This window comes from Streptomyces sp. SLBN-8D4 (genome assembly GCF_049739545.1).
Lineage (GTDB): Bacteria > Actinomycetota > Actinomycetes > Streptomycetales > Streptomycetaceae > Streptomyces > Streptomyces canus_C.
Window position 1 is genome coordinate 5,603,256 of sequence record NZ_JBMGQC010000001.1, and the last position, 24,294, is coordinate 5,627,549.

Genomic DNA, 24,294 nt, shown 5'->3' on the forward strand with positions numbered 1-24,294 from the left:
CAGCCGAGCCGCCGGACCGAGGACGGACACCCCCCACCCCGGCCCCGACCCCACACCACACCGCACGCGCTACACAAGCCCCCACCGAGGCCGCGCAGGCCGCCGCAGGCATCCAGGGGCGCGGGGAACTGCGCAAAACGCCCGCCCCCACGCACCCGCACCCGCACCCGCACCCGCACCCGCACCCATCACACCCCGTACAACTCCCGATAAGCCGGCCACCCCCCACCCACCCCCTCCACCGACTCCGCCGCCCACACCGCCCGCACAATCGCCCGAGTCACCACATCCGCCCCCGCCGCAAGCAGGGAGTTGAGCGCCAGCGGATCCCCCGCGTCGAGCGCCCGCGCCCCCGTGGCCAGAGCGAACACCGTGTCGCCGTCGTGCAGCAGATGCACCGGCCGCACGGCACGCGCGATGCCGTCGTGCGCGGTCCCCGCGACCTTCTGGGCCTGGGCCTTCGACAGTTCCGCATCGGTGGCCACCACCGCGAGCGTGGTGTTCAGCGGAGGCGCAGAGTTCATCGCCGCGGTCTCGGCGAGCCGCCGGCACGCGGCCTCATGCACCCGCTCCTCCGGATACCGCACCCGCCCCTGGAACAACTCCCCGTACAGAACCCCCGTCTCCGGATCAGTCACCGCCCCCGCCGCGTTGGCCACCACCAACGCCGCCACGGTGATCCCCGAAGGCAGCACGGCACTCGCCGTCCCCACACCACCCTTCATCGCCCCGACCACGGCCCCTGTCCCGGCCCCCACACACCCTTCCGGCACCGCCGAACCCACCGCACTCGCCGCGGCGGCCTCGACGGCGGCCCGCCCCGTCGCCGCGTCCGGCCGGGCCCGGAAGTCGCCGCCCCGACCGAGATCGAAGACACAGGCGGCGGGCACGACCGGCACGACATGCGAGGGATCCGGCCCGACCCGCACCCCCCGCCCCTGCTCCTCCAGCCAGGCCATCACCCCGGAGGCCGCGTCCAGCCCGTACGCGCTGCCCCCGGTCAGCACGATCGCCTCGACCTTCTGCACCAGGTTGCGCGGGTCGAGCGCGTCGGTCTCCTTGGTGCCGGGACCTCCGCCGCGCACGTCCACCGCGGCGACGGCCCCGCCCTCCGGGGCGAGCACGACGGTGGTGCCGGTGAGCCAACCGCCGCCGGTGCGCGTCGCATGTCCCACGCGCACCCCGGCGACATCCGTCAGAGCGTCAACTGTCATGGGACCAGTTTCGTCCAGGCACCACCTGGACCCACCGAAGTCACACGGTCACCCGGCATGCGATGACGCGATCGATCACCCCGCCCGAAGCGACCCCCCACGCTCCCGCGCCACCGTCCGCGAGGTCAGCGTCGTCCCCGTCACCACGGCCAGCGCCGCCACGATGCCCGCCGCGAGCACCGCCCAGTCGCCCAGGAAGGTGCAGCAGATCACCAGCAACGCCGTGACCGGCAGCACCAGTTGCTGGGCGATGCCCACCTTGAAGTACCGCGAGTGCAGGAGCCAGACCGTGAGCAGGTAGAGCGCGGTCGGCAGGGTCACCGCGGCCGACGCGGCCAGGGTCGAGATGTGCGCCTTGCCGACGGCCTGCTCCACGGCCACCTCCAGGCCCGCGCCGATCGCGGCGGCCGGGGCGAACACCAGATAGTGGCCGTAACCCCACAGGAACGCCTGCTTGTTGGAGCGCAGATGGCCGTGGATGGGGACCACGAAGTAGATCCACCAGGCGGCGAAGATGATGAGCAGTCCGCCCGCGGCGATCGGCAGCAGCTCGCCCAGCGCGTCGTGCTCGTCGATGCCGGTCTTCACGGCGACCGTCGCGGCGGCGATGGTCTCGCCGAGCACGATGATCGTGAACAGCCCGTACCGCTCCGCGATGTGGTGTGGATGCCACGAGGTCGGATGGTCCCTCTCGGCGAAGGGCGGCACGCACATCTCCAGCACCGCCATCACCAGGAAGACCCAGGCCCGCCCGCCCTCGGGCAGCACCAGCAGCCCCAGCCAGCCGACCTGGCACAGCAGCACGCCGAACACGTACCGCAGGGCCATCGTCCGCTCCGCGCCCTCCGTCGAGCGCGCCACCCGCAGCCACTGCGCGATCAGCGCCAGCCGCATGATCACGTAGCCCAGCCACACGGCCAGGTACTCGTGGTCCTCGAACGCCCGGGACACCCCGGCCGCCAGCACCAGGACACCGGCGATCTGGATCAGGGTGACGAGCCGGTAGAGCGCGTCGTCGTTGTCGTACGCCGAGGCGAACCACGTGAAGTTCATCCACGCCCACCAGATGGCGAAGAAGAGCATCGCGTAGTTGAGGATCCCCTCGCCGGCGTGTCCCTCGGCGACCGCGTGCACCAGGCCCACGCCCGCCTGGGCGATGGCCACGACGAAGCACAGGTCGAAGAGGAGTTCCAACGGCGAGGCGACCCTGTGGGCCTCGTCCCTGCCGCGGGCTGTGAGTCTGCGCAGTGGACTGCGCGTCGGACTGGACGTCATGGGGCCAAGCACAGCAGAAACCGCTCGGAAACGCTTGCGGACCGGTCACCGGCGACGGCGGACCGGAAGGCCGGACCGGGACCGGGGTGGGTGGCCGCTCCCACCGTGCGTACCCGACAGGGCCGTACCCTGGGTGCATGAGTAGCGCCCCCCGCCCCGAGCCCCGCGAGCCGAAGCCCGCGCTGGTCTTCGACGATCCGCTGGACCAGCAGTCCTCGGACGACACCGACCGTGGCTGGGGCGACCGGCCGCGCACCGACAGCGCGGCCGACCTGAAGCGCTTCCTCGACGAGAAGCCGCCCCACCACCTCTGAGCCGCCGCTACGGTTCGCGGTGCCCCGAGCCCCGCTGGGCGACCAGGGCGTCGCGGATCTCCTTGAGGACCTCCAGCTCGGTCACCTCGATGATCTCGTGCGCGCCCTCCTTCGCCTTCCGGCGGGCCTCCATCCGGGCCAGGTACTTCGACATCGGCAGGACCATCAGGAAGTAGACGACGGCCGCGGTGATCACGAAAGTGAGCGTGGCGCCGAGGACCGAGCCCCACAGAATCCGGATCCCCGTCGCACTGTCGCCGGTTCCGGTGCAGGGGTGCTTCAGACACGAGCTGTAGCTGTCCAGGTTCTTGGTGCCGATCGCCCCCACCAGCGGGTTGATGATCCCCTTCACCACCGAGTTGACGATGTTGGTGAAGGCGGCGCCGATGACCACCGCGACTGCCAGATCGACGACGTTCCCGCGCATCAGGAAGGCCTTGAAGCCCTCCAGGACGCTCGGCTTCTTCTCGCTCACCTAGAGGCCTCTTCTCGCACGCACAGGTTGTGGAACAAACAGCTCCGCAACCTACGTCAACGCGAGGTGACCCTGTCCCATTGGGTAGCTCGAAAGGGCGACTTGACGCAAACCTCCGCAACACAGGGGTCGCACCGCTCAACACAGCGTCACCGCCAGCCTGGCCGTCGCGCTCGCGCCCGCGAGGCGTGCCGCCGTCGACCGCGGCACCGAGAGCACGACCAGCGCCCCGCCCTCTGCCGCCCCGCCCTCGGTCGCCCCGTCCAGGGGCTCCGGCACCTTCGTCACCCGCGCCCCGCGCGCGACCACCCGGGCGTCCCCGCCCAGCGCCGACTCCTCGGCGGCGATGACGTCGACCCGGTCCCCGGGCCGCAGCAGCCGGACCGTCGCGGCGTCGGCGATCCGTACCGGCGCCGACACCGTCCGCACGGCCCGGTGCTCGCGCACGGACTCCGTCGCCGGATGCCCCCGCGCTCCGTCGTCGCCACCCCGGGCCCGCCGCCACCAGCGCGGCCGCGGTGACGGCGAGCCCGAGGGCCACGGCACGCCTCCGGTGCCGTACGAACCGCCGCAGCTGATGCCCGCCGCGCACCCGCACCGGGGCGAAGTGCGGGACCTCGCAGGTCGGGGGAGCGTCGGTGCCGGGCGGGCACGGAACGAGGGGAGAGGGGGACGGAGCGAAGGACATGAGGACCACCACCGGCGACGAGACATCGGCTTGCGCTGCCAACGATGAGGCTTCGCGCCGCATCCCGCCGAGGCCGGTGGACTACCGCCCGGTTGTGGAAAACTCCCTCACCCGAACGAGAGCTTCCGTCGAGAACCCGTCGAGAACCCGCCGAGAACCCGCCGATAACTTCCGTCCCAGCTACGGCAGTTCGAACCCCGGATTCATCCCGCCCAGCGCGTTCACGCACAGACAGTCCCGCTCCCCGTCCGAAGGCAGCGCCGCCACCGCGTCGAACAGGACACCCCGCAGCCGGTCCACGTTCGCCGCGAACACCCGCAGCACCTCGTCGTGAGAGACGCCCTCACCGGTCTCGGCACCCGCGTCGAGGTCGGTGACCAGGGTCAACGACGTGTAGCAGAGCTCCAGTTCACGGGCGAGGGCCGCCTCGGGGTGGCCGGTCATGCCCACCACCGACCAGCCCTGTGCCTGGTGCCACACCGACTCGGCGCGGGTCGAGAAGCGCGGCCCCTCGATCACCACCAGCGTGCCGCCGTCCACCGCCTCCCAGTCCTGCCCGCGAGCCGCCTTCAGCGCGGCCGCCCGCCCGACGGGGCAGTACGGGTCGGCCAGGGACACGTGCACCACGTTCGGCATGGCGCCGTCCGGCAGCGGCAGCCCGTCGAAGTAGGTCCCCGACCGGGACTTCGTGCGGTCGACCAGTTGGTCCGGCACGAGCAGCGTGCCCGGGCCGTACTCGGGGCGCAGACCGCCCACGGCACACGGCCCGAGGACCTGCCGTGCCCCCACCGACCGGAGCGCCCACAGATTGGCCCGGTAGTTGATCCGGTGGGGTGGCAGATGGTGGCCGCGTCCGTGCCGGGGCAGGAACGCGACCCGTCGGCCGGCGACCTCGCCGAGGAAGAGGGAGTCGCTGGGCGGGCCGTAGGGGGTGTCCACCTGGACCTCGGTCACGTCCTCGAGGAACGAGTAGAGGCCCGAACCGCCGATTACGCCGATCTCTGCGTTCGCCATGACCAGCACAGTATCCGGCCCCGAAAACCCGCCGCGATCGGCCCGGGAAACACCGAGAACCCCGCCGTCCTACGACGACAGGGTTCCGGAAGTGAGGCCTACGCGGCGGAGCTGCTGCTGGACGAGGACGAGGTGCCCGAACTCGACGACTTCGTGTCCGAGGAGGACGACGAGGTGGACGACTTCGACTCGGACGACGAGGTGGACGTCGACGGCTTAGAGGACGACGGAGCCGGCGAGCTGCTCGACGAGGAGCCGCGGCTGTCGTTCCGGTAGAAGCCGGAGCCCTTGAAGACGATGCCGACCGCGGAGAACACCTTCTTGAGGCGACCCTGGCAGTTGGGGCACTCGGTCAGAGCGTCGTCGGTGAACTTCTGCACCGCCTCGAGGCCCTCGCCGCACTCGGTGCACTGGTACTGATAGGTGGGCACTGTCTTCCTCCTGGCACTCTCACTCAATGAGTGCTAACGATGGTCCATAGTGACGTATTCCTGGGAATCAGTCCACTGTCACCGGCACTCGGTGACCGACGCCACGCGCGACGGTCCGGCCGCGAGGCCGCGTCGCGAGGCGGGAACGCAGCGCCACGAGGGTCGCCAGGGCGAGCAGGGTGCCGCCCATCGGCACCAGGAACCCGGCACCGCCCCAGAAGCGGTCCTCCAGCTGCCCGGCGATCGTGACGGCGGCCGCCTGGCCGAGCGCCACCGCTCCGGTCAGCCAGGTGAAGGCCTCGGTGCGGGCGCCGGCCGGGACCAGGTTCTCGACCAGGGTGTAGCCGGTGATCAGGGTGGGCGCGATGCACATGCCGACCAGCAGGCCGAGGCCGGCCAGGACGAGCACCGAGTGCGCGGCCCACAGGCCGGAGGCCGTCAGCGCGAGGGCGCCGTAGCCGACGACCAGGCGTCGCTGGGGGGCCACCTTCCAGGCGATGGCACCGCAGACCAGGCCGGAGAGCATGTTGCCCGCGGCGAAGACGCCGTACAGGACACCGTTCAGGCCGGGCTCGCCGATCGACTCGCTGAACGCGGCCAGGGAGACCTGCATGCCGCCGAAGACGGAACCGATGCCCAGGAAGGTCACGATCAGGACGCGCACTCCGGGGACGCGCAGCGCCGAGGTGTGCTCCACGCGTGCGTGCCCGTCGGCCGCGGCGACCGTCGGCTGGGTGCTCTTCTGCGCGGCGAACAGCAGACCGCCCAGCAGCGTCAGCGACGCCTCCGTCAGCAGTCCCGCGGCGGGGTGGACGGCGGTGCACAGGGCGGTGGCCAGCAGCGGGCCGAAGACGAAGGTCAGCTCGTCCGTGACGGACTCGAAGGCGGCCGCCGTCGTCAGCAGGGGGGAGCCCTGGAGCTTGACGCCCCAGCGGGCGCGCACCATGGGCCCGATCTGCGGCACCGAGGCGCCGGTGGGCACGGCCGCGACGAACAGCGCCCACAGGGGCGCGTGCGTGAGGGCGAGGGCCGTCAGGGACAGGCCCGCCAGGGTGTGCGCGAGGACCCCGGGGATCAGCACGGCGCGCTGCCCGTAGCGGTCCGCGAGACGGCCGCTGTAGGGCGCGAACACCGCCATGGAGACACCGGTGACGGCCGCGACGGCGCCCGCCGCGCCGTAGGAGCCGGTGGTGTGCTGCACGAGCAGCACGAGGGAGAGGGTGAGCATCGCGAACGGCTGGCGTGCCGCGAAGCCGGGGAGCAGGAACGTCCAGGCGCCGCGGGTGCGCAGCAGCTGTCCGTATCCCGGGCGGGAGGAGGTGACCGTGGATGCCACGGCCCGTGCCTTTCTGCCGCCTGGTAGCGCGCCTGTGCGGGGGCGCCGAGAGCTGTCCTCTTGCGCGGACTGCGGTAGATGCCGAAGACCACTCTCAGGGATGTCTCGGCCGCCATACGGTCGCGCCAGCTCTGCGTCAGGCAGAGTTGGTTCGATCAGGGGTCAGCCCCCATCGTACAGGGGGCGCGTAACACACCCTTAACGTGCGCCGTCGGCGCCGCCCGTGCCCAGCCAGTCGGCCAGCTTGCCGCCGTGGCCCACCGCGCGCAGCCGCCGCTCGGCGGCGTCACGGACCGGGTCGGTGGTGACGACGAGCAGTTCGTCCCCGCGCCGCAGCACGGTCGTGGGCAGCGGAACGAACGATTTTCCATCGCGGACGACGAGGGTGACCGCGGCCCCGGCCGGCAGCCGCAGCTCGTTGACCTCGACGCCGTGCATCCGGGACCCCTCGGGAATCGCGACGGACAGCAGGTGCCCGCGCAGCCGCTCCAGGGGCGCCGACTCGATGCCGAGGTCGGCGGCCTCGGACTCCCCGCCCAGGCGCAGCTTGCGCGCCAGCCAGGGCAGCGTCGGACCCTGCACCAGGGTGTAGACGACGACCAGGACGAAGACGATGTTGAAGACGCGACGGCTGCCCTCGACGCCGCTCACCATGGGGATCGTCGCCAGGATGATGGGCACGGCGCCCCGCAGTCCGGCCCAGGACATAAGCGCCTGCTCCTGCCATGGCACCCGGAACGGCGTCAGGCACAGGAAGACGCTCAGCGGCCGCGCCACCATGGTCAGCACCAGCCCTATGACGAGCCCGGGCAGGACGTCGTCGCCCAGCTCGTGCGGGGTGACCAGCAGGCCGAGCAGGACGAACATGCCGATCTGGGCGATCCAGCCGAGCCCGTCGGCGAAGCCGCGGGTGGCGGGCCAGTGCGGCAGTTTGGCGTTGCCCATCACCATGGATGCGAGATAGACGGCGAGGAACCCACTGCCGTGCGCCAGCGCGCCCGCCGCGTACGCGGTGACGGCGATCGCCATGACCGCGATGGGATAGAGGCCGGAGGCGGGCAGGGCGACGTGCCTGAGGCCCCAGGAGCCCAGCCAGCCCACCGCGATGCCCAGGGCGGCGCCGATGGCCAGTTCAAGGGTTATCTCGGCGATCAGCGTGTACCAGTGCTCGACCGGACCGGTCTGGGAGAAGGCGACCACCAGGATGACCACCGGGGCGTCGTTGAAGCCCGACTCGGCCTCCAGTGTGCCCGTCACGCGCGCGGGCAGGGGGATCTTGCGCAGCACCGAGAAGACCGCCGCCGCGTCCGTCGAGGAGACGACCGCGCCGATGATGAGCGCCTGGCGCCATTCCAGCCCGATCAGGTAGTGCGCGGCCGTCGCCGTGACCCCGACGCTCACCGCGACCCCGACCAGCGCCAGCACGGTGGCGGCCGGCAGGGCCGGCTTGATCTCCTTCCACTTCGTGCCGAGCCCGCCCTCGGCCAGGATCACGACCAGGGCCGCGTACCCGATGACCTGGGTCAGCTCGGCGTTGTCGAAGTGGATGTCGCCGATGCCGTCCTGGCCCATGGCGATGCCGATCCCCAGGTACACGAGCAGGCTGGGGAGCCCGCTGCGCGAGGAGATCCGGACCGCGGCCACGGCGACGAGCAGGACGAGCGAGCAGACGAGCAGGAGCTGGTTGAGATGGTGGACAGTCAGCGGCCGTTCCCTTCCCTGGCTCACCCGCATCACGCGCGCGTGAGTCACGTACATAGGACACGAAGCGGTGAGGCTCCACATCCAAGTACTTCGTTACCTTACCTAACTCTTGACGATTTCTTGACGCTCCGCGAGGCGAGATCGAACGCTCGTCCGCGTTCGTTCCCTACTCCGCGTCAAGTCCGCCTGAGCCCTGCGCCTATGGTTGCTCCAGCGCGCAGAGCCTGCGTCACAGGCTCCCCGTCAAAAGCACAGCCCGCCCTGCCGCTCGCGTTAGGACAGCAAGGACAGCGATGCCCCCCACCACCACCGCCTCATCGGGTCAGCAGCCCGGCAAGTCCGGCAGGAAGAAGGGGCGCAGAGCCCGCCTGATCGTTCTCGTGCTCGTCCTGGCCCTCGTCGGCGCTGTCGCCTACGGCGGATACTGGTCGGTGAGCACCGTCCGCGCCGCCTTCCCGCAGACCAAGGGCTCGATCGAACTCGCGGGCCTGTCGGGCCCCGTGGACGTCAAGCGCGACAGTTACGGCATCCCGCAGATCTACGCCTCCTCCGACGCGGACCTGTTCATGGCACAGGGCTACGTCCAGGCGCAGGACCGGTTCTACGAGATGGACGTACGCCGGCACATGACCTCCGGGCGCCTGTCGGAGATGTTCGGCAAGGGCCAGGTGGACGACGACGAGTTCCTGCGCACGCTGGGCTGGGACCGGGTGGCGAAGAAGGAGTACGACACCAAGCTGTCGGCCTCCACCAAGAAGTACCTCCAGGCCTACGCCAAGGGAGTCAACGCCTACCTCCAGGGCAAGAGCGGCAAGGACATCTCCCTGGAGTACGCGGCGCTCGGCTTCGAGAACGACTACAAGCCCGAGAAGTGGACCCCGGTCGACTCGGTGGCGTGGCTGAAGGCGATGGCCTGGGACCTGCGCGGCAACATGCAGGACGAGATCGACCGCGCCCTGATGACCAGCCGCCTCGGCCCGAAGCAGATCGCCGACCTGTACCCGGAGTACCCGTACAGCCGCAACCAGGCGATAGTGCAGGAGGGCCAGTACAACGAACTGACCCGGACCTTCGAGCAGAACGGAAGCTCGCAGGAGAACGGCCTGTCCGGCACCGGCACCGGCACCGGAACCTCCTCCGGCGGCACCGGCACCTCCACGAGCGGCACCGGCACCTCCACGAGCGGCACCGCGACGGGCACGTCGGCCTCGACCTCGTCCTCGACCGCCTCGGCCCTGCAGAGCCAGCTCTCGGGCCTCTACAACGTCCTGGACGACGTGCCCACCGCCGTCGGCGTCAACGGCCAGGGCATCGGCTCCAACTCCTGGGTCGTCGCGGGCTCGCACACCATCACCGGCAAGCCCCTGCTCGCCAACGACCCGCACCTGTCCGCCTCGCTGCCGTCCGTCTGGTACCAGATGGGCCTGCACTGCCGGACCGTCTCCAGCAAGTGCCGGTACGACGTCTCCGGCTACACCTTCGCGGGCATGCCCGGCGTGGTCATCGGCCACAACGCGAAGATCGCCTGGGGCATGACGAACTCCGGGGTCGACGTCACCGACCTCTACCTGGAGAAGCTCTCCGGCGACGGCTACCTCTACGACGGCACGACCAAGCCCTTCACCGCGCGCGAGGAGACCATCAAGGTCGCCGGCGGCACGTCCAAGAAGATCGTCGTCCGTGAGACGAACAACGGCCCGCTGCTCTCCGACCGCTACAACGAACTGGTGAAGGTCGGCAAGAAGGCCACCGTCGACAACGCGGCCCCCGACCGCGGCGACGGCTACGGCGTCGCCCTGCGCTGGACCGCGCTCGACCCCGGCACCTCCATGGACGCCGTGTTCGCGATGGACAAGGCGTCGAACTGGAGCGAGTTCCGCGAGGCGGCGGCCCTGTTCGACGTGCCCTCGCAGAATCTCGTCTACGCCGACTCCGAGAACATCGGCTACACGCTGCCCGGCCGCATCCCGATCCGCGCCAAGGGCGACACCGGCGCCATCCCGGCCCCGGGCTGGGACCCCAAGTACGCCTGGACCGGCAAGTACATCGAGCAGGACGAGCTGCCCTACGAGTACAACCCGGAGCGCGGCTACATCGTCACCGCCAACCAGGCCGTGGTCGACAAGGACAAGTATCCCTACACGCTCACCACGGACTGGGGCTACGGCACCCGCAGCCAGCGCATCACCGACCTGATCGAGCAGAAGATCAAGGGCGGCGGCAAGATCTCCACCGACGACATGCGCCAGATGCAGCTCGACAACAGCAGCGAGATCGCCAAGCTGCTGGTGCCCAAGCTGCTGAAGATCGACGTCGAGGACAAGGACGTGCGTCAGGCGCAGGAGCTCCTGGAGGGCTGGGACTACACCCAGGACGCCGACTCGGCCGCGGCCGCCTACTTCAACGCCGTGTGGCGCAACATCCTCAAGCTCGCCTTCGGCAACAAACTGCCCAAGGAGCTGCGGGTCAAGGGCCAGTGCCTGTGGGTGGACCCGGTCAACACCGTCGGGCCCGCCGACGAGGCGGACAAGGTCCGCGAGTGCGGTCAGCGCGACGCCGACCAGGCGCAGCCCGACGGCGGCGACCGCTGGTTCGAGGTCGTGCGCAAGCTCATGGACGACGAGAACAGCGACTGGTGGAAGACCCCCAAGGGCGTCGGTGACCGCCCCGCGGCCACCAACCGCGACGAGCTCTTCGAGCGCGCCATGATCGACGCCCGCTGGGAGCTGACCGCCAAGCTCGGCAAGGACATCGACACCTGGAGCTGGGGCCGGCTGCACCGCCTGTTCCTGAAGAACCAGACGCTGGGCATCGAGGGCCCCGGCTTCCTCCAGTACATGCTCAACCGCGGCCCCTGGAAGCTCAGCGGCGGCGAGGCGACGGTCAACGCGACCGGCTGGAACGCCGCAGGCGGCTACGGCGTCGTCTGGGTCCCGTCGATGCGCATGGTGGTCAACCTCGGCGACCTCGACAAGTCGAAGTGGATCAACCTCACCGGCGCCTCCGGGCACGCCTACAGCGCGCACTACACCGACCAGACCGGCAAGTGGGTCAAGGGCGAGCTGCTGGACTGGTCCTTCTCGGACGACGCCGTCGACAAGAGCACGACCGACAGCCTGGTGCTGAAGCCGTAAGGCCGAGGAAGGGCCCCTCCACGCGCGCGTGGAGGGGCCCTTCCTCATTCCGGGTCCTGGAAGCGGCGCACGCCCGCCGGCGTCACCACCGCGTGCACCGGGCGGTCGTGCGCCTCCTCCGGGACATGCGCGACGACCTCGGAGTCGTACAGGAGCACCACCAGCGCCGGTCGTGCGCCCGCGCGCTCCAGGCGCGCGAGCACCCGGTCGTACGACCCTCCGCCGCGCCCCAGGCGCATCCCGCGCCCGTCCACCGCGAGGCCGGGCAGCAGCACCACGTCGGCGCCGGTCACGGCGTCCGGGCCCAGACGCTCGCCGGAGGGCTCGAAGAGGGACATCTTTCCGCCGTGTTGGACGCGCGCGAGAGAGCCCTCGCCGGTGTAGGCGCCCCAGTCCAGGTCGTTGTCCGGCAACAGCGCCGGGAGCAGGACCCGCACGCCCCGCTCGCGCAGCGCGTCCAGGAGCGCGAGCGTGCCGGGCTCGCTCCCGACGGAGACGTACGCCGCCACCGTGCGCGCACGCGCCAGCTCGGGCAGCCCAAGGGCCCGGCCGGCCAGCGCGGAAGCGGCTTCCCGCACGTCATCGGCCGTCAACCTGTTCCTCACCGCCAGGTACGCTCGACGCAACGTTCGCTTGTCAGGCTCGGCGGGACGTCCGACATGACTCAAAGTCTGCACCCGTACCCTTTCAATACGCTCATATAAGAGCTTATTAACCGGAGCCTCAGATTCCCCGCAAAGGCACCGGATAAGGTGCGGACATGACTCAGTCGCACCCTCGGATCAGCAAGGCTGTCATTCCGGCAGCAGGGCTCGGCACCCGCTTCCTGCCGGCCACCAAGGCCACTCCCAAGGAGATGCTGCCGGTGGTCGACAAGCCGGCGATCCAGTACGTGGTCGAGGAGGCCGTCTCGGCGGGCCTCGACGACGTCCTCATGATCACGGGACGCAACAAGCGTCCCCTGGAGGACCACTTCGACCGCAACTACGAGCTCGAGTCCGCCCTCCAGAAGAAGGGCGACGCGAGTCGGCTCGCCAAGGTCCAGGAGTCCAGCGACCTCGCCACCATGCACTACGTGCGCCAGGGCGACCCCCGCGGCCTCGGCCACGCGGTCCTGTGCGCGGCCCCCCACGTGGGCCACGAGCCCTTCGCCGTCCTCCTCGGCGACGACCTGATCGACGCCCGCGATCCCCTGCTCAAGCGGATGATCGAGGTCCAGGAGCAGCACGGCGGCAGCGTCATCGCGCTCATGGAGGTCGCGCCCGAGCAGATCCACCTCTACGGCTGTGCCGTCGTCGAGGAGACCGAGGACAGCGACGTCGTCAGGGTCAGCGGCCTCGTCGAGAAGCCGGACGCCGCCGACGCCCCGTCGAACTACGCGGTCATCGGCCGCTACGTCCTCGACCCGCGCATCTTCGACGTACTCCGCAAGACCGAGCCGGGCCGGGGCAACGAGATCCAGCTCACCGACGCCCTCCAGCAGCTCGCACAGGACGAGAAGGTCGGCGGCCCGGTGCACGGCGTCGTCTTCAAGGGCCGCCGCTATGACACCGGCGACCGCGGCGACTACCTGCGTGCCATTGTCAGACTCGCGTGCGAACGTGAAGACCTGGGCCCGGACTTCCGGACCTGGCTTCGCAGTTACGTAGCCGAGGAGATGTAGGCACTTGAGCAGCGCCGCGCCCCGCCCCGCCGACCAGGACCACCTCTGGTCGGTGGACGAACACCTGGAGGACATCCTCGCGACCGTCCGTCCCCTCGAACCCATCGAGCTGCAACTGCTCGACGCCCAGGGCTGCGTCCTGGTCGAGGACATCACGGTCCCGGTGTCCCTGCCCCCGTTCGACAACAGCTCCATGGACGGGTACGCGGTACGGGTCGCGGACGTGGCGGGCGCGAGCGAGGAGTTCCCGGCCGTCCTCGACGTCGTCGGGGACGTGGCGGCGGGCCAGGCCGAGCTGCTGCACGTCGGCCCCGGGCAGGCCGCCCGCATCATGACCGGCGCCCCGCTGCCGCCCGGCGCCGAGACCGTCGTCCCCGTCGAATGGACCGACGGAGGCCTCGGCGAGGGCCCGGTCAGCGGAATGCGCGCCCGCAGCCTCGCCCCCGAGGGCGCCGAAGGACACGTGCACGTGTACCGGTCCGCCGAGGCACGCGCGCACGTGCGCGCCCAGGGCAGCGACGTCCGGGCCGGCGACCGCGCCCTGGACGCCGGCACTGTCCTCGGCCCGCCGCAGATCGCCCTGCTCGCCGCCATCGGCCGCGGCACCGTACGCGTACGTCCGCGCCCGCGCGTGGTCGTCATGTCCACCGGCAGCGAACTCGTCCAGCCCGACGAGAGCCTCGGCACCGGCCAGATCTACGACTCCAACAGCTTCGCCCTCACCGCGGCCGCCCGTGACGCCGGCGCCATCGCCTACCGGGTGGGCGCCGTCGCCGACGACGCCGAGACCCTGCGCTCCACCATCGAGGACCAGCTCGTCCGCGCCGACCTCATGGTCACCACGGGCGGCGTGAGCGTCGGGGCGTACGACGTCGTCAAGGAGGCCCTGTCCTCCGTCGGCGACGAGGACGAGCCCGGCAGCGGCGTCGACTTCCGCAAGCTCGCCATGCAGCCCGGCAAGCCCCAGGGCTTCGGCTCCATCGGCCCCGACCACACCCCGCTCCTTGCTCTGCCCGGCAACCCCGGTGTCGTCGTACGTCTCCTTCGAACTGTTCGTCCGCCCCGCGATCCGCACCCTCATGGGCCTCGACGACGTCCACCGGCCGCGGACCAGGGCCACCCTGACCGCGAAGAAGGCGCTGACCTCGCCCAAGGGCCGCCGGCAGTTCCTGCGCGGTACGTACACCGACGGCTCGGTCAGCCCGGTCGGCGGCGCCGGCTCCCACCTGGTGGCCGCCCTCGCGCAGGCGGACGCGCTGATCGTCGTACCGGAGGACGTGGAGTCCGTCGAGCCCGGTACCGAGGTCGAAGTGGTCCTGCTCGGCTGAGCACCCCTGGTTGGCGGTACCGTGTCGCGCACAACAGGCCGGACCGGGAGCGCCGCACAACCATGAGTACGCAGGACCGACTGACGCACATCGACGAAGCGGGGGCCGCCCGCATGGTCGATGTCTCCGGCAAGGACGTCACAGCACGCACCGCGCGCGCGAGTGGACGCGTCCTCGTCTCGCCCCGGGTGATCGAGCTGCTGCGCGGGGAGGGCGTCCCCAAGGGGGACGCCCTGGCCACCGCGCGGATCGCGGGCATCATGGGCGCCAAGCGCACCCCCGACCTGATTCCGCTGTGCCACCCGTTGTCGGTGTCCGGTGTGACACTGGATCTGTCGGTCGCGGACGACGCCGTGGAGATCCTGGCCACCGTGAGGACGACGGACCGCACGGGCGTCGAGATGGAAGCCCTCACCGCGGTCTCCGTCGCCGCGCTCACGGTGATCGACATGGTCAAGGCGGTCGACAAGGGAGCGGTCATCACGGACGTACGGGTCGAGGAGAAGACGGGCGGCAAGTCGGGCGACTGGAGCCGGGCATGACATATCGCGCTCTTGTGATCACCGCCTCCAACCGGGCCGCCGCCGGGGTCTACGAGGACAAGGGTGGCCCGCTGATCGCCGAGGGGCTGGGCGGTTTCGGCTTCACCGTCGAGGGACCGCAGGTCGTCCCGGACGGCGACCCGGTCCGCGACGCCCTGCGTGCGGGCGTCGCCGCCGGCTACGACCTCGTCGTCACCACCGGCGGCACCGGCATCTCGCCCACCGACCGCACCCCCGAGGCGACCCGTGAGGTGATCGAGTACGAGGTGCCGGGCATCGCGGAGGCCATCCGGGCGTTCGGACGGGAGAAGGTGCCGACCGCCGCGCTCTCCCGGGGCCTGGCCGGGGTGGCGGGACACACGCTGATCGTCAACCTGCCGGGTTCCAGTGGCGGGGTGAAGGACGGACTGGCCGTCCTGGAGCCCCTGTTGGTCCACGCCGTCGACCAGATCCGCGGCGGCGACCACCAAAGACCCGGCGCCGGCAGTGGGGGTGCGAGCTGAACAGCCCGTCCTGGCCCGCCGTACTGGCGGACGGCGATGTCGTCCTGAGGCCGATAAAGATGCGCGACCAGAGGGTCTGGCGCGAGGTGAACCGGCGCAACCGGGACTGGCTGCGCCCCTGGGAGGCGACCATTCCGCCGCCCACCCCGAGCGGCCCGATCGCGCACCGGCCGACCTACCGCCAGATGGTCCGGCACCTGAGGTCCGAGGCGAACGCGGGGCGGATGCTGCCGTTCGTCATCGAGTACCGGGGCCAGCTGGTCGGGCAGTTGACGGTCGCCGGGATCACCTGGGGGTCGATGTGCTCGGGGCACGTCGGTTACTGGGTGGACCAGTCGGTGGCCGGGCGCGGGGTGATGCCGACCGCCGTGGCGCTTGTCGTGGACCACTGTTTCCGCACCGTTGGTCTGCACCGCATCGAGGTCTGCATTCGCCCCGAGAACGTCCCCAGCCGACGGGTCGTGGAGAAACTCGGATTCCGCGAGGAGGGGCTGCGGCCGCGCTATCTCCACATCGACGGGGCCTGGCGGGACCATCTCGTGTTCGCGCTCACCGCGGAAGAGGTGCCCGAAGGGTTGCTCAGGCGCTGGCAGCGGGCACGCTCCCGCAGTACGCCGCACGACAATCCCGCATAGCGGTCCGGAGACCCCAGGAAACACAGAAATTGAATAAGTGTTCGAAAATGATCGGTGCATGACCGTCTCAGGGCATTGAATTCGCGACTGAGGCGGCCTGCTGATCGGATCGGTCACAAAAAAAGCTCGAAATATCAGCCAGATCGTGCGACACACCGGCGCAATTGGCAGATGGCCTCACGCAAACCCCTCTACCGTGTGAGGCGTGAGCAGCAGCGGCCTCATCTACGCAGTCATTGTCGGGGCCTGGGCCGCCTACTTGGTGCCGATGTGGCTCCGTAGGCAGGACGAGCTGAACGAGGCCCGTCCGACGGAACGCTTCAGTACCGCCATCCGGTTGCTCTCCGGAAGGGCGGGCATGGAGCGTCGGTACGCCAAGGACCTGCGCGCGCGCTCCACCGACGAGGGGGAGCACGGCGCCGACGAACCGGATGTCGTCACCGAGTCGGTGGACGTCCGGGCCTTCGCCATGCCTCCGACCCGTCCGCAGACCCAGGCGACGGTCCAGCCTCCGGCTTCGGAACGCCGGGAGGCGACGCGCGAGCGCGCGCGGGAAGCCGAGCGGGAAGCAGGGCACGGCGACCCCGCGCGCGAGAAAACGAACGCACCGGCGCCCGAACACGGCGGCGCTCCGACGCGGAAGCAGACACCCGCGTCCGCCGCCCGGCGCACGGCCGTAGCGGAAGCGGCCGCGGCGCGCGCCCGGCGCACGAAGGTACTCGCGCGCCGACGGCGTACCACGGTGATGCTCTTCCTCGCCTTCACGCTCGGCGCGATCGTCGCCGCCGTCGGAGGACTCGCCTTCCTGTGGGCACCGGGCGTCCCCGCGGTGATGCTCAGCGCGTACATCGCGTACCTGCGCTCCCAGGAACGCCGCCGCTTCACCTACCAGATGGACCGGCGCCGGGCCGAGGCCGCCGCCCAGCACCTGCGCGAGCGGGCCCGCCAGCCGCGCCGGCGCGCGTCCGTGAGCACCGGCGCGGACGCCGACGAACCGGACGAGGGACGAGGAGCGGAGACCGATCCCGGGCTCTCCGCGCTCGCCGCCGACCGACGCGCCCTCGTCGAGCAGACCGACCACGCCGAGTGGGTCGACCAGCAGCGCGAACGGCAGCGCCGACCGGGACACGGGGACAGCTGGGACCCGGTCCCGGTGCCGCTGCCGACGTACGTGACCGCGCCGGTCGCCCCGCGGGCCACCTCGGACGTGGACCTCGGCGCGCCGGACGCGTGGAGTTCGGCCCGGTCCAGCGCCGTGGCCCCCGAGCAGTCCGGCCAGGAGCCCGTCGCGGAGGACGGGGGATCGGAGGACCCGTCCGCCGACGCGGAGGACAAGCCCACGGCGGACGGACGCACCGACGCCCGCCGCGCCGCCTCCGCCCGCCGGGCACGCGAACGCGGCCGTACCCCGCTCTTCGACCAGTACGAGGAAGGCGACCGGCCGCGCGCGGCCAACGAGTGACGCACAGGACGGGATCCACCCTCGCGAGAGCCCGTCCCTGACCAGCCCGGAACGGATTTCCAAGCACTCGGACCGGGATGCTAGAGTTTCACTCGTTGCAAGGGCCTGTGGCGCAGTCCGGTAGCGCACCTCGTTCGCATCGAGGGGGCCAGGGGTTCGAATCCCCTCAGGTCCACGCAGCTCAAAGCCCCTGCCGGGGATTCCCGGTAGGGGCTTTGGCATGCCGTACAGCACCGAAGTACAGCAACTGCTTCCGATCTTGCTTCCCAAGGTGCTTGCCGAGCTTGCGCAGTGCGCCGGGTCGCCTCGGACGGGACGTCCGTACAGCCCTCCATCGGCACTGCGATCTTGCTGTGGTGAAGAATCTGCAGGGCCACGGCCGGCTGCCGGCAGCGCATACCCTCCCGGCCCGCCTTCGATTCCCGCAGCACATGGTCCAGAGTCGCGCGGTGTGCAGGTGGCCGTTGGGCCGCAGTCAGGTGGTCAACGCCTCGACCAGCTCGCCGACTTCCGTCCGCCAGGCGCGAACCTGTGAGCGCCGCCTCCGCCAGGCGGGCTCCCACCGGACCGGCCACGGGCACGGGCTGGTCGGCCGGGCCCGGACGGGCGGGGTCGGTGGGGCGGTGTGCGTTCTGCCGGGGCTGTTCCGTCACGGTCATGTGGGTTCCTCCCGTGTGTGCGTGGGTGGCGACTGCGGTGCGGAATGGATGCGGGGTGGGCGGCCCCGAGGTATCGCGGTGCGACGAAAAGGGGGCGGGAGAGATCGGATGCGTGGCGCGCTACGGCGACAGCGCGCTCCGCGATGACGTTTGCGGAGTTGCCCTCATGCTTCCACTTGGAAGCGTGACCAGATAAGTAGAGCGCTGAAAGCATCGTCAAACGGCTTGACGGATTTGACGGACGTCGTAATGTGTTAACCGTCCCTACCTGACCGGCCCGAGAGGTGCGGAACTCCACGCCATGCCCCAGCAGCCGCCAGCCCGACTGGCGCCCTCCGCGCACGTGACAGCCGCCGAGATCTCCCGCATCGCAGGGGTCACGCGCGCCACCGTCAGCAACTGGCGCCGCCGCCACGACGACTTCCCGGCACCCAGCGCAGGCACGGAATCCAGCCCGCTCTACGACCTGCCGGCCGTCCAGGCATGGCTGCGAGGACGCGGGCACACCTCCACCGCCTCGCCGACCGAGGAACTTCGTACGGCGCTACGGCTGCTGGGGCCCGGCTCGGGAGTGGCGGCGCGACTGTTCCAGCTGGTGGCTGCCGCGTCCCGCCGCACACCGGAGGAGCTGGCCGAACTCGCCGCCGTACCCGACGACCAGCTGCTCGCCCGAGCGGAGAAGGCCGCGGGCGAGCTCCCGGCCACCGTGCCCGAGGCCGAGCCGGTCCGCTACGGCCCGGACGACGCGGGCGCGGTCCGCGCGCTGCTGGGCTGCGTCCGTGAGGTGGGAGCACAGGCCGCTGTCGACGTCCTCGCCGAACGCGAACTGGACGAGGGTGCCGCCAGCGGCGTCTACCAGACCCCCGAGGGCCTGGCCCTGCTCATGGCACGGCTCATGCCCGGCGACGCGTCCCGCGTCCTCGACCCTGCCTGCGGCAGCGGCACGCTGCTGGCCGCCGCCGCCCGGCAGGGCGCACAGGTGCTGTTCGGACAGGACTCGCTGCCCGTCCAGGGGCAACGCACCGCGGTCCGGCTGCTGATCGCCGCACCCGAGGCCGAGACGGCGATTCGCGTCGGAGACAGCCTGCGCGCCGACGCCTTCCCCGACGTCACCGTGGACGCCGTCCTGTGCAACCCGCCCTTCGCGGACCGCGATTGGGGCCATGACGAACTGGCCTACGACCCGAGGTGGGCGTACGGACTCCCGCCGCGCTTCGAGTCCGAACTGGCCTGGGTACAGCACGCCCTCGCGCACCTGGAGCCCGGCGGCCACGCGGTCATGCTGCTGCCGCCCGCGCTGGCTTTCCGCTCCTCCGGCCGCCGCGTCCGCGCGGAACTCATCCGCAGCGGCGCCCTGCGCGCCGTCGTCTCACTTCCGGCGCGTGCCGCGTATCCGCTCCACATCGGCCTGCAGATCTGGGTGCTCCAACGCCCCGAGCCGGGCGGCACGGACCGTACGACGGTGCTGTTCGTCGACGGGGAGGGCGAGCAGCGGGACGGCGCCACGGGCACGTCGTCCGCCACCGACACGGCCGGCGCCGGAACCCGCGGCGGCTCACGCCCCCGCCGAGCCGGCTCCTCGACTTCTGCCTCCACCTCTTCCGCCGCTGCCTCCTCCTTCGAGTGGGCGGGGCTGACCGACCGGGTCCTCGCCCAGTGGGCCGCGTTCACCACCGCCCCCGACACCTACGTCGACGAGCCCGGCGTCGCCCGCGCGGTGCCGCTCGTCGACCTGCTGGACGATGTCGTCGACGTCACCCCGGCCCGCCATGTCCGGGCGACCGCGGCCGACATCGACCCGGCCGCCCTGACCCGGCGCGTCCATGAACTGCACGAGCAACTGGCAGAGCAGGTCGCCGCCTTGGCAGCCGCCTCCGCGTTCGGCGGGTGGCAGCCGTCCGGGGCCTCGGCCCGCGACTGGCGTACGGCGACCGTCTCCGACCTGGCGCGCGGCGGGGCCCTGACCGTGCTGCGGGCGGCGACACCCGGTACCCGAGGCTCAAAGGGCCCTGCCGCACCCACCGTGGACCGGCCGGTCGTCACCGCCCAGGACATCTCTGCTGGAAACCCCCCGTCCGGCGGGGCTGCCGACCTCCATGCCGACGCGGTGCAACCCGTCCACACCGGGGACGTGCTCGTGCGCGCCCTCGCGGGCGGCGGCGACGGGTCCGCCATGACCCGGGTCGTGGACGACCAGGACGCCGGAGCCCTGCTCGGTCAGCACATCCACCTCCTGCGCCCCGACCCGGCCCGCCTCGACCCGTGGTTCCTGGCCGGGTTCCTCGGCGCCGAGGACAACATCGCCTCCGCCTCCACCGGCAGCAGCCTCGTGCACGTCACACCGGGCCGGCTGCGCGTACCGCTGCTGCCCCTGGAGGAACAGCGGCGCTACGGGGAGGCCTTCCGCCGCGTGTACGAGCTGCGCGCGGCCGTCCGCCGAACCGCCGACCTCGCCGCCGACACCGCGGCCGCCCTGACCATCGGCCTCACCGCCGGCGCACTCCTGCCACCGGACACTCCGGACAGCTTTTCCGCCTGAAACGCCCAACACGTCCCACCGCGCACGATCACACTGGATACCTGCCGTCCTCCGCCTGGACGGTGCTTTTCGGAAGGAAGCCGGGACCTCTTGAACAGCAGTAAGCACACGGAGCTGGCGAACCACGCATGGTCCGTCGCCGACCTCCTGCGCGGCGACTACAAGCAGTCCGACTACGGCAAGGTCATCCTGCCGTTCACCGTGCTGCGCCGCCTGGAGTGCGTCCTGGAACCGACGCGCGAGAAGGTCGTCGAGACCGTCGCCAAGTTCGCGGGCCAGGAGATGGACCCTGGCCACTTCCTGCGCCGCGCCTCCGGCCACTCCTTCTACAACAAGAGCGACCTCACGCTGCGGAAGATCGCGGCCGACCCGCAGAACGCGGCGAAGAACCTGCAGATCTACGTCGGCGCCTTCTCCGAGAACGCCCGCGAGGTCCTCGACAAGTACGAGTTCAACCAGCAGGTCAGGAAGCTCGACGGCGCGAACCTCCTCTACCAGGTCATCGGCAGGTTCACCGACCTCGACCTGCACCCCGACGTCGTGCCCAACCACAACATGGGTTACATCTTCGAGGAGTTGATCCGCCGCTTCGCCGAGCAGTCGAACGAGACCGCGGGTGAGCACTTCACCCCGCGCGAGGTCATCAAGCTGATGGTCAACCTGCTGGTGGCGCCCGACGCGGATGCTCTCAGCCTGCCCGGTGTCGTCCGTACGGTCATGGACCCGGCCTGCGGCACGGGCGGCATGCTCAGCGCCGCCGACGACCGCATCAAGGCCCTCAACCCGGACGCGACGGTCGAGGTGTTCGGGCAGGAGCTCAACCCCGAGTCCTGGGCGATCTGCCGGTCCGACCTCATGATCAAGGGCCAGGACCCGGAGAACATCCGCTTCGGCAACTCCTTCTCCGACGACGGCCACGCCCGCCGCTCGTTCGACTACATCCTCGCCAACCCGCCGTTCGGCGTGGAGTGGAAGAAGGTCAAGGAGGAGGTCGAGTACGAGCACAAGTCGCTCGGCGACGCGGGTCGCTTCGGTGCGGGCCTGCCGCGCATCAACGACGGCTCGCTGCTCTTCCTCCAGCACATGATCTCGAAGATGAAGCCGGTGGACGTCAACGGCGGGGGCGGCTCCCGCATCGCCATCGTCTTCAACGGCTCCCCGCTGTTCACTGGCGCGGCCGAGTCGGGCGAGTCCAACATCCGCCGCTGGATCCTGGAGAACGACTGGCTGGAGGCGATCGTCGCCCTCCCGGACCAGCTCTTCTACAACACCGGCATCTCTACGTACTTCTGGATCCTGACGAACCGCAAGGACAAGGACCACAAGGGCAAGGTCGTCCTGCTGGACGCGCGCGACCAGTGGCAGAAGATGCGCAAGTCCCTCGGCGACAAGCGCAAGGAACTCGGCGACGGGACGAACGGCCGACCCGACCACATCGGGGACATCACCCGGCTGTACGCGGAGGCCGTCCAGGTCGCGGGCGATGCTGAACACCCGCTGCACGGCAAGGTCAAGGTCTTCGCCAACGAGGACTTCGGCTATCAGCGCATCACGGTGGAGCGGCCGTTGAAGCTGCGCTTCGAGGTGACTGAGGAGACGTTGGCGGCGCTCGCGGAGGCCAAGCCGGTGGCGAAGCTGGAGCGGAGCGAGGAGTTCGTCGCGGCGGTGCGGACGTTGCTCGGCTCGTCCTGGACGACCAAGTCCGACGCCTTCATCGCGCTCAAGGACGCGGTGGTCGCGGCCGGGCTGACCTGGCCGTCGGGCGCGCCGTTCGCGAAGGCGGTACGGGAGACGATCGGGGTCCGGGACCCGGAGGGTGAGGTCCAGAAGATCAAGGGCGCGCCGGAGCCGGACGCGGACCTGCGGGACTACGAGAACGTTCCGCTGGGCGAGGACGTCGAGGACTACCTCAAGCGGGAGGTGCTGCCGCACGTGCCGGACGCGTGGATCGACCACACGAAGACGAAGATCGGGTACGAGATCCCGTTTACGCGGCACTTCTATGTGTACAAGCCGCCGAGGCCGCTGGCGGAGATCGACGCGGAGTTGAAGTCGCTGGAGGCGGAGATTCAGGCGCTGCTGGGCGAGGTGACGCAGTGATCTGGCCGACAACAAAACTGAAGTGGGCAGCCACCACCATCGCGGGGGGAACTCCCTCGGTAGCCGATCCTTCGAACTGGGCCGACGGCGAAGACGGCACCGCATGGGTTTCGATCAGTGACATGTCTGGCTCTTCTTCTGTGACTTCCACCAATCGAAGAGTGACGGCTGAGGGTATCGCCGAGGCACGGCTACCGATCGGCGAGCCTGGAACGCTGATCCTGAGCATGTACGCCAGCCTCGGCCACACGGCATTCCTTGCGGTGAGAGCCAGTTGGAACCAGGCAATTCTCGGTATCTACGCTTCACCTTCATATGACCCGCGTTTTCTCAAATACGCACTAGATGCCATCAAGCCTACTCTCTCCGAGATCGCGCGCAGCAATACACAAGCCAATCTCAATGCGGAACAGGTCGGCAACTTGTCGATTCCGAACCCTCCGCTGGAGGAGCAGCGCCGCATCGCCGACTTCCTCGACGCCGAGACCACCACGATCGACTCTTACGTGAACTTGCATGAGCGACTAATCTCTGTTCTCCAGGAGAAGAGCTCTGCGGCCATCGAATCCTTGCTGCTCCACGGTCATGTCCAACCGTCGGAGGCCAGCCACCCCGACTCGGCGCCGTTCCCATCGAGGTTTCCGATTGGCCGCCTCAAGAATGTGGCGGCCCGCGTGGACGTAGGGATTGCTGAAGCAGCGACACATGCATACGTCAGCGATGGGGTCCCATTGATTCGCTCCACGAACATCAGGGCGAATTCTCTAAAAACCCGCGATATGCTCTACATTGCCCCGTGGTTCGCGGAACGCAACCGGTCGAAGTACGTGTTCGCTGGAGACATCCTGACTGTGCGTACCGGGAACGCTGGAGTTAGCGCGATAATCCCCCAGGATCTCAATCGATCGCAAACGTTCACTCAGCTCATTACGACGCTCAAAGACGGGAACTCCGCAGAGTACTTCTGTCAATTTCTCAACTCCCGGGTTTGCCGTCAGTACTTTGACACCGTTAGCTGGGGTAGCGCACAGAAGAACATTAGTGTGCCACTGCTGGCCAACGCGCCGGTACCTATCCCGCCCATCGAAATTCAACGAAGGATTTCCGAATCAGTTGAACGTCTCTCTGACGTGAATTCGTCGTTGGTGTCAAAGGTGGAGAAGGCTCGCCAGTTGGCGAGTGAACGCAGCCAAGCCCTCATCACCGCCGCCGTAACCGGCCAGTTCGACGTCTCCACCGCCAGCGGACGCAACGTAACGGACGGAGTGGACGCGTAAC

General features: G+C 70.0%; 18 protein-coding genes, 1 tRNA gene and 2 pseudogenes. 12 read left to right on the forward strand and 9 right to left on the reverse strand.

What is annotated here, in order from left to right; all coding sequences use genetic code 11:
* Nucleotides 1–188 precede the first annotated feature (188 nt).
* Complete coding sequence (locus tag RKD20_RS25520; RefSeq protein WP_424879745.1) at nt 189–1,214, reverse strand: P1 family peptidase; 1,026 nt, start codon at nt 1,212–1,214, stop codon at nt 189–191.
* Nucleotides 1,215–1,289: 75 nt separating this feature from the next.
* On the reverse strand, nt 1,290–2,489 hold the full coding sequence (locus RKD20_RS25525) for a low temperature requirement protein A (RefSeq protein ID WP_424879746.1): 1,200 nt from the start codon (nt 2,487–2,489) through the stop codon (nt 1,290–1,292).
* Nucleotides 2,490–2,626: 137 nt separating this feature from the next.
* Here RKD20_RS25525 and RKD20_RS25530 point away from each other — a divergent pair, with 137 nt between their 5' ends.
* Nucleotides 2,627–2,803: a hypothetical protein gene (locus RKD20_RS25530; protein ID WP_424879747.1), complete on the forward strand. Its 177-nt coding sequence runs from the start codon at nt 2,627–2,629 to the stop codon at nt 2,801–2,803.
* A 7-nt stretch (nt 2,804–2,810) separates the two neighbouring features.
* Here RKD20_RS25530 and mscL read toward each other — a convergent pair whose 3' ends face one another.
* From mscL to RKD20_RS25560, 6 genes and pseudogenes are all read right to left on the reverse strand, one after another.
* A complete protein-coding gene (mscL, locus tag RKD20_RS25535; RefSeq protein WP_424879748.1) occupies nt 2,811–3,278 on the reverse strand; it encodes a large conductance mechanosensitive channel protein MscL in 468 nt (155 codons plus the stop codon).
* A gap of 138 nt (nt 3,279–3,416) precedes the next feature.
* A pseudogene (locus tag RKD20_RS25540) lies at nt 3,417–3,966 on the reverse strand (RcpC/CpaB family pilus assembly protein).
* 180 nt (nt 3,967–4,146) lie between these two features.
* Entirely contained in the window at nt 4,147–4,980 is an 834-nt protein-coding gene (locus RKD20_RS25545; protein ID WP_424879749.1) for an S-methyl-5'-thioadenosine phosphorylase, read from the reverse strand.
* Nucleotides 4,981–5,078: 98 nt separating this feature from the next.
* On the reverse strand, nt 5,079–5,411 hold the full coding sequence (locus RKD20_RS25550) for an FmdB family zinc ribbon protein (protein ID WP_424879750.1): 333 nt from the start codon (nt 5,409–5,411) through the stop codon (nt 5,079–5,081).
* A 67-nt stretch (nt 5,412–5,478) separates the two neighbouring features.
* The gene (locus RKD20_RS25555; protein ID WP_424879751.1) at nt 5,479–6,747 is read right to left on the reverse strand and encodes an MFS transporter; all 1,269 of its coding nucleotides are present in this window, start codon (nt 6,745–6,747) and stop codon (nt 5,479–5,481) included.
* Nucleotides 6,748–6,945: 198 nt separating this feature from the next.
* Nucleotides 6,946–8,481: a potassium/proton antiporter gene (locus RKD20_RS25560; RefSeq protein ID WP_424883318.1), complete on the reverse strand. Its 1,536-nt coding sequence runs from the start codon at nt 8,479–8,481 to the stop codon at nt 6,946–6,948.
* 263 nt (nt 8,482–8,744) lie between these two features.
* Here RKD20_RS25560 and RKD20_RS25565 point away from each other — a divergent pair, with 263 nt between their 5' ends.
* Nucleotides 8,745–11,585 carry a penicillin acylase family protein gene (locus RKD20_RS25565; protein WP_424879752.1) on the forward strand — a complete coding sequence of 947 codons (2,841 nt, stop codon included), beginning with the start codon at nt 8,745–8,747 and terminating at the stop codon, nt 11,583–11,585.
* 44 nt (nt 11,586–11,629) lie between these two features.
* On the opposite strand, the gene RKD20_RS25570 is transcribed toward RKD20_RS25565, so the two are convergent.
* Nucleotides 11,630–12,253: a 5-formyltetrahydrofolate cyclo-ligase gene (locus RKD20_RS25570; protein WP_424879753.1), complete on the reverse strand. Its 624-nt coding sequence runs from the start codon at nt 12,251–12,253 to the stop codon at nt 11,630–11,632.
* A 92-nt stretch (nt 12,254–12,345) separates the two neighbouring features.
* On the opposite strand from RKD20_RS25570, the gene galU reads away from it, so the two are divergent.
* From galU to RKD20_RS25620, 10 genes and pseudogenes are all read left to right on the forward strand, one after another.
* On the forward strand, nt 12,346–13,248 hold the full coding sequence (galU, locus tag RKD20_RS25575; protein ID WP_424879754.1) for a UTP--glucose-1-phosphate uridylyltransferase GalU: 903 nt from the start codon (nt 12,346–12,348) through the stop codon (nt 13,246–13,248).
* A gap of 4 nt (nt 13,249–13,252) precedes the next feature.
* Nucleotides 13,253–14,576: pseudogene (glp, locus tag RKD20_RS25580) on the forward strand (gephyrin-like molybdotransferase Glp).
* A 113-nt stretch (nt 14,577–14,689) separates the two neighbouring features.
* The gene (gene moaC, locus RKD20_RS25585; RefSeq protein WP_424883319.1) at nt 14,690–15,118 is read left to right on the forward strand and encodes a cyclic pyranopterin monophosphate synthase MoaC; all 429 of its coding nucleotides are present in this window, start codon (nt 14,690–14,692) and stop codon (nt 15,116–15,118) included.
* A complete protein-coding gene (locus RKD20_RS25590) occupies nt 15,115–15,621 on the forward strand; it encodes a MogA/MoaB family molybdenum cofactor biosynthesis protein (protein WP_424879755.1) in 507 nt (168 codons plus the stop codon). The genes moaC and RKD20_RS25590 overlap by 4 nt, the downstream gene beginning before the upstream one ends.
* 59 nt (nt 15,622–15,680) lie before the next feature.
* The gene (locus tag RKD20_RS25595; protein WP_020120918.1) at nt 15,681–16,256 is read left to right on the forward strand and encodes a GNAT family N-acetyltransferase; all 576 of its coding nucleotides are present in this window, start codon (nt 15,681–15,683) and stop codon (nt 16,254–16,256) included.
* 205 nt (nt 16,257–16,461) lie between these two features.
* Nucleotides 16,462–17,718 (forward strand): gephyrin-like molybdotransferase receptor GlpR, encoded by a 1,257-nt coding sequence (gene glpR, locus RKD20_RS25600; protein WP_424879756.1) that lies wholly within the window; start codon nt 16,462–16,464, stop codon nt 17,716–17,718.
* 101 nt (nt 17,719–17,819) lie between these two features.
* A tRNA-Ala gene (locus RKD20_RS25605) sits at nt 17,820–17,893 on the forward strand.
* Nucleotides 17,894–18,720: 827 nt separating this feature from the next.
* Nucleotides 18,721–20,916, forward strand: a complete 2,196-nt coding sequence (locus RKD20_RS25610) for an N-6 DNA methylase (RefSeq protein WP_424883320.1) — start codon at nt 18,721–18,723, stop codon at nt 20,914–20,916.
* 90 nt (nt 20,917–21,006) lie between these two features.
* Nucleotides 21,007–23,016, forward strand: a complete 2,010-nt coding sequence (locus tag RKD20_RS25615) for a type I restriction-modification system subunit M (RefSeq protein WP_424879757.1) — start codon at nt 21,007–21,009, stop codon at nt 23,014–23,016.
* Nucleotides 23,013–24,293, forward strand: a complete 1,281-nt coding sequence (locus RKD20_RS25620) for a restriction endonuclease subunit S (RefSeq protein ID WP_424879758.1) — start codon at nt 23,013–23,015, stop codon at nt 24,291–24,293. Before RKD20_RS25615 ends, RKD20_RS25620 begins: the two co-directional genes overlap by 4 nt.
* The last annotated feature ends 1 nt before the right edge of the window (nt 24,294 follow it).